The organism is Stenotrophomonas sp. AR029 (assembly GCF_047520695.2).
Classification (GTDB): Bacteria; Pseudomonadota; Gammaproteobacteria; order Xanthomonadales; family Xanthomonadaceae; genus Stenotrophomonas; species Stenotrophomonas sepilia.
In genome coordinates this window covers 1-5936 of record NZ_JAXBQQ020000008.1, presented here as the reverse complement: position 1 = coordinate 5936, position 5936 = coordinate 1, and the positions used below count along the sequence as shown (strand labels likewise).

The window sequence follows — 5936 nt, the reverse complement described above, 5'->3', positions numbered from 1 at the left end:
TTCGCTGCGATCAGTGGCAGGCTTGTGCGGCGCCGCTGCCGCACAAGCCGACCTCGCGCAGCCAGCCGATCCACTGCACGACGTCGTCCTTCTCCGGCTCGGCGCGGAACGACTTCTGCACGGTGTGGAAGCCCTGCCTGCCCTGCATGCCCTTGATCCAGGTGAACTCCGGTTTGCCGGTGCCGGGGTTCAGCGGGCAACTGAGCATCAGCAGCGCGAATGGCCGTCCGCCCTCCTCGCCTTCGCGGATCCAGTGGCTCTGCGCTGCCGGACAGGCCATGCGCCACCCCGCCTCGATGATGCCGAGGAACTCGCGCGGACTCACATGGCCACTGTTCGGCGCATCATTGACAGTGACCATGTCGGTCCAGTCCTGCCCTGGCTGGCGCGCCACCAAAGCCCTAGCAAGGCACAATGATCCCGTTTCACTTTCGCAAGGACGAGGAGAACCGCATGGACGTTACCCGAAGGGTTTCACTCTGCATGGCGCTGGCGCTCGCTGCTGTTGCTGGACACGCTGCAGCCGTCGAACAGGTCCAGCTGCCGCCGATGAAGGGTTACCAGCAGGCCCACCAGAGCACCGACGCACAAGGCAACCGCATCACCGAGTACGTGCCGCAGGGCCAGACCGTGCAGGACTGGACCGACATGGTCACTGTCAATGATGCGCCGAACAGTGGCCATGTGAGTCCGCGCGAGTTCCTCGGCATCATCGAGGCGGGGTGGCGCATGGCCTGTCCGGCAGCGCAGAGCCACTGGATCCGCGAAGGCGAGGAGGGCGGACGGCCATTCGCGCTGCTGATGCTCAGTTGCCCGCTGAACCCCGGCACCGGCAAACCGGAGTTCACCTGGATCAAGGGCATGCAGGGCAGGCAGGGCTTCCACACCGTGCAGAAGTCGTTCCGCGCCGAGCCGGAGAAGGACGACGTCGTGCAGTGGATCGGCTGGCTGCGCGAGGTCGGCTTGTGCGGCAGCGGCGCCGCACAAGCCTGCCACTGATCGCAGCGAAAGAGGGCGCCCCGCGGCGCCCTTCATGCATCAGAAGCGGTGCGTATAGCCGCTCATCACGCCGAACTGGTTGGCCTTCTGCACGATCGGGCTGTCGGCGGCATCGCCGAGCAGGCGCGTGCCTTCGGCCGAGATGTACCAGTTGCCATTACGGCCCACGCGGTGGCTCCACTTCAGGCCGACACCGGCGCTGACCAGGCCCGCCTTCGGTTTGTGCTCGGCAAAGCCGGTGCGCGCGGCCTGTTCCGGACTGACGCCGTACCAGGTCTGCATGTAGCCACGGTTGCCGTAGTCGGTGGAGACGCTGCCGCTGACCACGCCACCGGCCAGGTCGAACAGCGGCATGCTCAGGTTCAGGTGGATCTGCTGGGTAGCCAGTCCGTTCTCAGCCTTGTCCTCGTCCTTGCGGGTGAACTGCCAGGAGCCGCTCAGCACGGCCTCGCCCAGCGTATATCCAGCCGAGACACCGACCAGGGGACGGGTATCGATATCGCCCATGCCGCGCAGGAAGTCCGAACCGCCGAGCAGCGAATCCTTGTCCCTGCGGATACCGCTGGCACCGACATAGGCGCGCACGCGGGTGTGCTCGCCGAGGGTCGTGCCCCAGCCGATGCCACTGGTGCCCAGAAACCAGCCCCCCGGCGAGGTGACATCGAAGGACAGCGAAGGCGTCGCACGGTACTCCTCGCTGCCGCTGTAGCGCGGCGCCACGCCACCGCCGGCGGCGAGCTCGAAGGTCCAGTGGTCATCCTTGGCGTGGGCGATCGGGGCGGCGAACAGCGGCAACAGGGCCAGGTGGAGCAGGGCGGGGGAACGGCGAAGCTGGGACATGGAAACTCTCGACAATGGGAGGAAAGCAGCGCGCGCATCCGGCGAGTGCTGCAGGGTCGCTAGCGTGGCGATACGCCGGCGACCGATCCGTCCGCAGTTGTGCGGGAGTTGTAATCAACTGTAATTGCGCCCGTGGGCGTTCAGCTGGCAGCCAGCGGCCAGTGCATTTCCAGGCGTGCGCCGCCGAGGGCGGCGCGACCGATGCGCAGTTCGCCGTGGTGGCGTGCGGCAATGCGGCCGACGATCGCCAGGCCCAGGCCGAAGCCGCCGGTGTCGCGGCTGCGGCTGTCATCCAGGCGGGTGAACGGGCGGACCACCTTTTCGCGGTCAGCCTCGGCGATGCCGGGGCCGTCGTCGTCCACGCGCAGGCAGGCGCGCCCGCCCACACTCACCAGCGACACGTCCACCTGCGAGCGCGCGTGGCGCAGGGCATTGCCGACCAGATTGCTCAGCGCCAGCTGCAGCAGGCGCGGTTCCGCTTCCAGCCGAGGCAGGGCGCTGGGCTGCACGCGCAGCACCAGGCCGGCACGTTCGGCATCGCGGCGGGCATCGGCCAGGCAGGCCTGCAGCCAGTCGTTGGCTTCGATCCGCTGCATCGGTTCGCCCTCGCTGGGATGCTCCAGCCGTTCGTAGGCCAGCAGTTCGCTGACCAGCCGGTTGAGCTCGGCCAGGTCGCCATGCAGGCCCTGCGCCAGTCGTTCGCGGCGCTCGCGGTCATCGCTGTCCTGCATCAGGTCCAGGCCGAAGGCCACGCGCGCGATCGGCGTACGCAGTTCGTGGGAGATCGCATGGGTCAGGTCGCGCTGGCGCTGTACCAGTTCGGCCACGCGCGCGGCCATGCGGTTGGAATGGTCGACGATGACCCGGATCTGCGAGCGTGGCGAGACCTGCGCGCGTGCCTGCAGATCGCCGGCGCCGATGCGGTCGGCATGCACGCGCAGGGCATCCAGATCGCGCCAGAGCAGGCGTACCCAGGCGTACAGGCTGGCGCCGACCAGCAGCAGAATGCTGAGGTAGGCCGCGATGGTCATGTACGTGGTCATCTGCACCGCGCCAGGCACGCGCAGGTGCAACCAGCGACCATCGATGCCTTCGATGGGCAGCAGGACCTGCTGGTACTGATCGCGCACGATGAAGCCATCGGCCTGCACGGCTGCCTGTTCCTGCGGGGTCAGCGCGGGAGGCTTGTCGAGCAGGGTCAATGCGATGCCATAGTGCGGTTGCCACTGCTGCAGGCGCTCACGCTGCTGGCTACCGTCCAGGCCGGCCAGGCCGCTGCGCAGGGCGTACACCTGCCCGCGCACCTGCTGGACGAAAACGCGATCCTGCACGGGCGTATAGATGCTGTCGAGCACCCGGTTGAGAAAGAACACCGAGGCCAGGAAACAGGCGCCGGTGATGAACCACAGCCACAGGAACAGCCGCTTCATGCCGTCCAGGCCGACGGATTGAACTGGTAGCCGCGGCCCCACACGGTCTTGATCCGCCGCGGCTCGCGCGCATCGTCGCCGAGCTTGCGACGCAGCTTGCCGATGCAGACGTCAACGCTGCGGTCCAGGCCGTCGAAGCCGATACCGCGCACCGCCTGCAGGATCTGGTCACGGGACAGGATCTGCCCCGGCTGGCTGGCCAGCAGCCACAGGATCTCGAATTCGGTGGTGCCCACGTCCACCGTGGCACCGTGCAGGTGTACCTCACGCTGCATGCGGTCGATCAGCAGTTCACCGTGCATCAGCCGGCTGGGCGTGCCGGTGTTGCTGCTGCCGTGGCGGCGGCGCAGCAGGGCGCGCAGCCGGGCCAGAAGCAGGCGTGGTTCGATGGGCTTGTGCACATAGTCGTCGGCGCCCGATTCCAGGCCCAGCACCTGTTCGATGTCGTCCTCGCAGGCGGTCAGCATCAGGATCGGCACATCGGAGAAGCTGCGGATCTGGCGGCACACGTCGATGCCGCCCAGGCCGGGCAGCATCAGGTCCAGCACCACCAGCTCCGGCGCGTGCTGGCGGCAGGCCGCGCCGGCCAGGTCGCCGCGTGCGATGTGCTGCACGGTGAAGCCATGCTGGTGGAGGTAGTCGCTCACCAGTTCGGCCAGGCGACGGTCGTCCTCTACCAGCATGACCGACGTAGGCGAACTGCTGGTGGTGGGATGCCAGGGCGATGGCTGCATGGGTGGGGCCTCCGTGCCCGGGCAGCAGCGCCCGGCGGCGCAGCCTAGCAGCGCCCCATGACGACTGCCTGAATCGCGGCCAACCTGATAACCGCCGGTACGGGCGTCATCGCCAGTGGCTTTCAGTGGCGGGCGCGGGCTGGCCTATGGTGGCGGTTTCCCCGGATGGAGCCTGGTGCAATGAGCGAACCGCAGTGGCAACTGGAAACCCTGGCCGTGCACGGCGGCTACCGTCCCGACCCGACCACCCGCGCGGTGGCGGTGCCGATCTACCAGACCGTGGCGTATGCCTTCGATGACACCCAGCACGGCGCCGATCTGTTCGACCTGAAGGTGCCCGGCAATATCTACACCCGCATCATGAACCCTACCACCGACGTGCTGGAGCAACGCCTGGCCGCACTGGAAGGTGGCATCGGTGCGCTGGCGCTGGCCTCGGGGCAGGCCGCGATCACCTATGCCCTCCAGACCATCGCCGAGGCCGGTGACAACATCGTCGCCTCCAGCGCGCTGTATGGCGGCAGCCTCAACCTGCTGGCACACACGCTGCCGCAGTATGCCATCCAGGCGCGCTTCGCCGACCCGGCCGATCCTTCTGCGTTCGCCGCGCTGATCGACGAGCGCACCAAGGCGGTGTTCGTCGAATCAATCGGCAACCCGCGCGGCAACGTCACCGACATCGCCGCCATTGCCGAGGTCGCGCATGCCGCGGGTGTGCCGCTGATCGTCGACAACACCGTGGCCACGCCGTTCCTGCTGCGCCCGTTCGAGCACGGTGCCGATATCGTCGTGCACTCGCTGACCAAGTACCTGGGTGGCCACGGCAACAGCCTTGGCGGTGCCATCATCGACTCCGGCCGCTTCGACTGGGCGGCGCAGCCGAAGCGTTTCGCCCGCCTCAACCAACCCGACCCCAGTTACCACGGCGTGGTCTATACCGAAGCACTGGGGCCGGCGGCCTACATCGGCCGCGCGCGGGTGGTCCCGCTGCGCAATACCGGTGCCGCGTTGTCGCCGTTCAATGCGTTCCTGATCCTGCAGGGCATCGAGACCCTGGCCCTGCGCATGGAGCGCATCAACGCCAATGCACTGGCCGTCGCGCAGTTCCTGAAGGCGCACGACAAGGTCGCCTGGGTGCGCTACGCGGGATTGGCCGACGATCCCGAGCATGGCGCCGCGCAGCGCTATCTGGGTGGGCACGGCTCGGGCGTACTGACCTTCGGCCTGCCCGGCGGCCGTGAAGCCGGCGCGCGCTTCCTCGATGCCCTGAAGCTGTTCACCCGCCTGGTCAACCTGGGTGATGCGAAGTCACTGGCCACCCATCCGGCCTCGACCACCCATCGCCAGCTGGATGCCGCGGAGCTGGCCAAGGCCGGCGTCAGTGAGGACACCGTGCGGCTGTCGATCGGCATCGAACACATCGGCGACCTGCGCGCCGACCTGGAGCAGGCCCTGGCCGCCGCCTGATAGCCACGCGCTTGGTCGTCATCGCCACAGGCGATCACCGCCGGCCACGCGATGCGCTAGGGTGGAACTGCCTCTCCAAGGCGTGGCAATGTGGCGATCCAGATCCCCGGTCGATGCGGGTCGACCGGGGATTTTTTTGTTTCCGGGGTCAGATCCGTTTTCCTGTGGAAAACAGATCTGACCCCATGTGCCGACGGTCGGCATCAATCCTGGTAGATCCACGCCATGCGTGGATGGATCACCATCGGAATCGAACATTCCGACAGTTCATCAAACAGCATCCACGCATGGCGTGGATCTACTGCAGAACGCGGGAAATTGTCGAAGGCGGGGTGGGGCCGCTTGCGGGGGCGTGAGCCGCATGGGCCCGAGGCATGCCTCGGGCGGGTTGGGCAGGACGCCCAACCCCGGTCTTGCCGTGTGCGCAGGATTGCGCACACGAGCAAGCGGCGACCGAGCTTACATG

General features: G+C 67.5%; 6 protein-coding genes. 2 read left to right on the top strand and 4 right to left on the bottom strand.

Going from position 1 to position 5936, the window contains the following annotated elements:
• Positions 1-10: 10 nt before the first annotated feature.
• On the bottom strand, positions 11-361 hold the full coding sequence (locus tag ACM0PB_RS18615; protein WP_346608164.1) for a hypothetical protein: 351 nt from the start codon (positions 359-361) through the stop codon (positions 11-13).
• 92 nt (positions 362-453) lie between these two features.
• Here ACM0PB_RS18615 and ACM0PB_RS18610 point away from each other — a divergent pair, with 92 nt between their 5' ends.
• Positions 454-999, top strand: coding sequence for a hypothetical protein (locus ACM0PB_RS18610; protein ID WP_227838095.1), 546 nt, complete (start codon positions 454-456; stop codon positions 997-999).
• A gap of 39 nt (positions 1000-1038) precedes the next feature.
• Here the strand turns inward: ACM0PB_RS18610 and ACM0PB_RS18605 are convergent, their stop codons facing one another.
• The 3 genes from ACM0PB_RS18605 to ACM0PB_RS18595 all read right to left on the bottom strand — a co-directional run bounded on the left by ACM0PB_RS18605 (position 1039) and on the right by ACM0PB_RS18595 (position 4003).
• A complete protein-coding gene (locus tag ACM0PB_RS18605) occupies positions 1039-1839 on the bottom strand; it encodes a MipA/OmpV family protein (RefSeq protein ID WP_069139331.1) in 801 nt (266 codons plus the stop codon).
• Positions 1840-1979: 140 nt separating this feature from the next.
• Complete coding sequence (locus ACM0PB_RS18600; protein ID WP_065178912.1) at positions 1980-3269, bottom strand: ATP-binding protein; 1290 nt, start codon at positions 3267-3269, stop codon at positions 1980-1982.
• A complete protein-coding gene (locus tag ACM0PB_RS18595; RefSeq protein ID WP_065178911.1) occupies positions 3266-4003 on the bottom strand; it encodes a winged helix-turn-helix domain-containing protein in 738 nt (245 codons plus the stop codon). The genes ACM0PB_RS18600 and ACM0PB_RS18595 overlap by 4 nt, the downstream gene beginning before the upstream one ends.
• 180 nt (positions 4004-4183) lie before the next feature.
• Here ACM0PB_RS18595 and ACM0PB_RS18590 point away from each other — a divergent pair, with 180 nt between their 5' ends.
• Entirely contained in the window at positions 4184-5470 is a 1287-nt protein-coding gene (locus ACM0PB_RS18590; RefSeq protein ID WP_065178910.1) for an O-acetylhomoserine aminocarboxypropyltransferase/cysteine synthase family protein, read from the top strand.
• The last annotated feature ends 466 nt before the right edge of the window (positions 5471-5936 follow it).

Excerpts from the sequence above, each read along its gene's own strand:
- ACM0PB_RS18615 (WP_346608164.1), bottom strand. The coding sequence starts at position 361 with ATGGTCACTGTCAATGATGCGCCGAACAGTGGCCATGTGAGTCCGCGC.
- ACM0PB_RS18610 (WP_227838095.1), top strand. The coding sequence starts at position 454 with ATGGACGTTACCCGAAGGGTTTCACTCTGCATGGCGCTGGCGCTCGCT.
- ACM0PB_RS18605 (WP_069139331.1), bottom strand. The coding sequence starts at position 1,839 with ATGTCCCAGCTTCGCCGTTCCCCCGCCCTGCTCCACCTGGCCCTGTTG.
- ACM0PB_RS18600 (WP_065178912.1), bottom strand. The coding sequence starts at position 3,269 with ATGAAGCGGCTGTTCCTGTGGCTGTGGTTCATCACCGGCGCCTGTTTC.
- ACM0PB_RS18595 (WP_065178911.1), bottom strand. The coding sequence starts at position 4,003 with ATGCAGCCATCGCCCTGGCATCCCACCACCAGCAGTTCGCCTACGTCG.
- ACM0PB_RS18590 (WP_065178910.1), top strand. The coding sequence starts at position 4,184 with ATGAGCGAACCGCAGTGGCAACTGGAAACCCTGGCCGTGCACGGCGGC.